Origin of the sequence: Corynebacterium sp. HMSC078H07, assembly GCF_001812805.1 — a bacterium.
In the GTDB taxonomy this organism is placed as follows: Bacteria; Actinomycetota; Actinomycetes; order Mycobacteriales; family Mycobacteriaceae; genus Corynebacterium.
In genome coordinates this window covers 1-340 of the sequence record NZ_KV810482.1, presented here as the reverse complement: position 1 = coordinate 340, position 340 = coordinate 1, and the positions used below count along the sequence as shown (strand labels likewise).

At 65.6% G+C, this 340-nt stretch carries 1 pseudogene; it reads right to left on the bottom strand.

From position 1 onward, the window contains the following. Positions 1-149: 149 nt before the first annotated feature. Positions 150-340 (bottom strand): annotated as a pseudogene (locus HMPREF2875_RS06895) (transcriptional regulator); the annotation flags it as partial.

The following is a 340-nucleotide window of genomic DNA, read 5'->3' as shown; positions in this document are numbered from 1 at the left end:
TGTCTCTACCCCGGACCAGTCCAGCGCCAGGCCTGTTATGAGGGCTACGCCGGAGAATATCGGCAGCAGCAATTCTGGGTCCTTCCACCATGGCCGATCGAGCTCTTCGGTCTCCGTGGCGGGTTCGTGTTCGCAACCACACGCCGAGGTCATGCGTCCGTTCCTTCCTCGCCGCAGCCGGGCACCGAGCACTCAGGGTCAATGCACGGGGCGTTTTCGTCGACAGCTAGCGTCGCGTCTACCAGAGCGGCGAGTGCCGCCGCGAGGTGCGGATCGGCGATCTCGTAGCGGGTCTTACGGCCTTCTGGCTCGGCGACGACGATGCCGCAGTCGCGCAGGC